At 55.3% G+C, this 3,932-nt stretch carries 2 tRNA genes and 2 rRNA genes (1 of these 4 running past the window's edge); all 4 read right to left on the bottom strand.

Annotated features, from left to right (window positions below):
- Positions 1 to 987, bottom strand: a 23S ribosomal RNA gene (locus I6F24_RS14845) (it extends 1,860 nt beyond the left edge of the window).
- 384 nt (positions 988 to 1,371) lie between these two features.
- Positions 1,372 to 1,447 (bottom strand) — tRNA-Ala (locus tag I6F24_RS14850).
- Between the two features lie 33 nt (positions 1,448 to 1,480).
- A tRNA-Ile gene (locus tag I6F24_RS14855) sits at positions 1,481 to 1,557 on the bottom strand.
- Positions 1,558 to 1,749: 192 nt separating this feature from the next.
- Positions 1,750 to 3,238, bottom strand: a 16S ribosomal RNA gene (locus tag I6F24_RS14860).
- Together the 16S and 23S rRNA genes with 2 tRNA genes alongside form the textbook arrangement of a ribosomal RNA operon.
- Positions 3,239 to 3,932 lie beyond the last annotated feature (694 nt).

A 3,932-nucleotide genomic window follows, 5' to 3' on the forward strand; every position in this document is an offset into this window, starting at 1 on the left:
GGGTTTGGTAAGACGGTAAGTCCCCCTAGCCCATCCAGTGCTCTACCCCCCGAAGCATTCGTGCGAGGCGATACCTAAATATCTTTCGCGGAGAACCAGCTATTTCCCAGTTTGATTGGCCTTTCACCCCTAACCACAAGTCATCGGAGCCTTTTTCAACAGGCACCCGTTCGGTCCTCCAGTGAGTGTTACCTCACCTTCAACCTGCTCATGGCTAGATCACTAGGTTTCGGGTCTAATACAACGAACTTGGCGCCCTATTCAGACTCGCTTTCGCTACGCCTTCGCCTATCGGCTTAAGCTTGCTCGTTAAATTAAGTCGCTGGCCCATAATACAAAAGGTACGATGTCACCCAGAACGAATCTTGAGCTCCATCTGTTTGTAGGTGTCCGGTTTCAGGTCTATTTCACTCCCCTCGTCGGGGTGCTTTTCACCTTTCCCTCACGGTACTGGTTCGCTATCGGTCGCTGAGGAGTACTTAGGCTTGGAGGGTGGTCCCCCCGTGTTCAGACAGGATTGCACGTGTCCCGCCTTACTCGTGGATACATCATCGCATTACTCGTACGGGGCTATCACCCTCTGAGGCCCAGCTTTCCTGACTGGTTCCGATTGTCTTTGATGTATCACTGGCCTGGTCCGCGTTCGCTCGCCACTACTAACGGAGTCTCTGTTGATGTCCTTTCCTCCAGGTACTTAGATGTTTCAGTTCCCTGGGTTTGCTTGAAACCTCCTATGTATTCAGAAGTCTCATACCTTCTCTTGATAACCGGAAATCCAAAACCTCTAGGGTCATGGTCCCGATCATTTCTGGTCGAACACCAAAACACAAGGTCTTGGAGTTCCGGCTATCGAAGGTGGGTTTCCCCATTCGGAAATCCGCGGATCAAAGCTTCTTCGCAGCTCCCCACGGCTTATCGCAGCGTAGCACGTCCTTCATCGCCTCTCAGCGCCAAGGCATCCACCGAACACCCTTAAGGCACTTGATTGCTCTCATTATCAATGTCCACACACTCGGCAGAATGTTGTCTGCACGATTGCCTTACGGCGCGCACCCTCGATGAATGCTACGTGCAGCCGGACATTGACTAGAAAGACCAGCTTGCTTCGTAAGATCGTTCCGATAGCGAGGCGGTCAAGCTTCGCTAAAAGGATCATTTTACAACTCGCATTCAACCTCACGGCTGAAAGCGAGCGCCGAAAATGATCCGGAGATAATGAAGGTTCGCGCAACAATCTGCTGCGCGACCCAACTCGGATCGATCTCCTCTTTACGATGTCAGAAAACACGCATCTTGCTGTCTATCCAGACTAGCAGGATGCGAAGTGATGTTTCGCGGACGACGGTGCAAGATCTCGGTGATCAAACCATCTGGTGGAGCCAGACGGGATCGAACCGACGACCTCATGCTTGCAAAGCACGCGCTCTCCCAGCTGAGCTATGGCCCCGTAACCAGAAGACGAATGCTCACTCGATGAAAGTGGTGGGCCTGGGAAGACTTGAACTTCCGACCTCACGCTTATCAAGCGCGCGCTCTAACCAACTGAGCTACAAGCCCCTAACGCATATCCCGTCAGGGACCGTGGGATCCTGCTTGATGCAGGCCCAGCGCGTGTTCGTCCGCGAAGAAAGAGAAACGAAGACGGCGAAATCCCGCCAATGCAGCTCAACGATCTGGCGATCTGTTGGCCACTGATGTTTCTAAAACGATCCGATAGTGAGCGTGAGCTCGCTGAAGGATCATCCTTAGAAAGGAGGTGATCCAGCCGCAGGTTCCCCTACGGCTACCTTGTTACGACTTCACCCCAGTCGCTGACCCTACCGTGGCCGGCTGCCTCCCTTGCGGGTTAGCGCACCGTCTTCAGGTAAAACCAACTCCCATGGTGTGACGGGCGGTGTGTACAAGGCCCGGGAACGTATTCACCGTGGCGTGCTGATCCACGATTACTAGCGATTCCAACTTCATGGGCTCGAGTTGCAGAGCCCAATCCGAACTGAGACGGCTTTTTGAGATTTGCGAAGGGTCGCCCCTTAGCATCCCATTGTCACCGCCATTGTAGCACGTGTGTAGCCCAGCCCGTAAGGGCCATGAGGACTTGACGTCATCCCCACCTTCCTCGCGGCTTATCACCGGCAGTCTCCTTAGAGTGCTCAACTAAATGGTAGCAACTAAGGACGGGGGTTGCGCTCGTTGCGGGACTTAACCCAACATCTCACGACACGAGCTGACGACAGCCATGCAGCACCTGTGCTCCAGGCTCCGAAGAGAGGGTCACATCTCTGCGACCGGTCCTGGACATGTCAAGGGCTGGTAAGGTTCTGCGCGTTGCGTCGAATTAAACCACATGCTCCACCGCTTGTGCGGGCCCCCGTCAATTCCTTTGAGTTTTAATCTTGCGACCGTACTCCCCAGGCGGAATGCTTAAAGCGTTAGCTGCGCCACTAGTGAGTAAACCCACTAACGGCTGGCATTCATCGTTTACGGCGTGGACTACCAGGGTATCTAATCCTGTTTGCTCCCCACGCTTTCGTGCCTCAGCGTCAGTACCGGGCCAGTGAGCCGCCTTCGCCACTGGTGTTCTTGCGAATATCTACGAATTTCACCTCTACACTCGCAGTTCCACTCACCTCTCCCGGACTCAAGATCTTCAGTATCAAAGGCAGTTCTGGAGTTGAGCTCCAGGATTTCACCCCTGACTTAAAGACCCGCCTACGCACCCTTTACGCCCAGTGATTCCGAGCAACGCTAGCCCCCTTCGTATTACCGCGGCTGCTGGCACGAAGTTAGCCGGGGCTTATTCTTGCGGTACCGTCATTATCTTCCCGCACAAAAGAGCTTTACAACCCTAGGGCCTTCATCACTCACGCGGCATGGCTGGATCAGGGTTGCCCCCATTGTCCAATATTCCCCACTGCTGCCTCCCGTAGGAGTTTGGGCCGTGTCTCAGTCCCAATGTGGCTGATCATCCTCTCAGACCAGCTACTGATCGTCGCCTTGGTGAGCCATTACCTCACCAACTAGCTAATCAGACGCGGGCCGATCTTTCGGCGATAAATCTTTCCCCGTAAGGGCTTATCCGGTATTAGCACAAGTTTCCCTGTGTTGTTCCGAACCAAAAGGTACGTTCCCACGCGTTACTCACCCGTCTGCCGCTGACGTATTGCTACGCCCGCTCGACTTGCATGTGTTAAGCCTGCCGCCAGCGTTCGCTCTGAGCCAGGATCAAACTCTCAAGTTGGACTTGAACTTTGAACCGGCTGATCACAACGTTTGACGAGGTCCCACCATTATCGACCGAAGTCGATGTGCTGCCCGCGATTCACATCGCTGGCAACGATGGTGTTTCCTTTAAAACGTGTACCGCCGAAGTCTTTCGTCCGGTCTCGATCAGAAAAGCCGAAGCTTCTCGGAAGCGAGACCCGCAAGGACTCCGCCGTCCACGTTTCTCTTTCTTCATCTTCACTTGTCAAACAGCCCGAGGCCATGGAGGCCTCAACCTTCCTGAGAGGAAGGGTTCCGACACCCTTACCGACGATGGATGAACTCCAACCGACTGGTGTCGGCTGTTGTGTCACTCAACAAGGTGAGGAGCATCAGTGGCGCGTTCGCTCGCCTTGGTCAGTGACCCGGCGGCGCCGCGCTCAGTGGTTGGGGTTATAGGCCCCACCTTCCGGCCTGTCAACGCCAATCGTCAACAAATCGTCGCACAGCGGACCAGCGAGAAAACACCCACGATTCCAGCCATTTAGAAAGCCGCCGGGCACATCGAACGAGCCCGCCCGGCAAAAAATCTGAAAAAAGTTTGCCCGCCGGCGGGCTCCGGAGGGCGCCTTGGAGCCCTCCCTGGCGGCCTCCCTCGGGGGCCCTCCTCCGCACTCCGCCACCCTGGGGGGCGCGCCGTCCCAAGCGCTGTCGGCCCCCCTGCCAGACGC

This window comes from Bradyrhizobium sp. BRP23 (assembly GCF_020194135.1).
Lineage (GTDB): Bacteria > Pseudomonadota > Alphaproteobacteria > Rhizobiales > Xanthobacteraceae > Bradyrhizobium > Bradyrhizobium yuanmingense.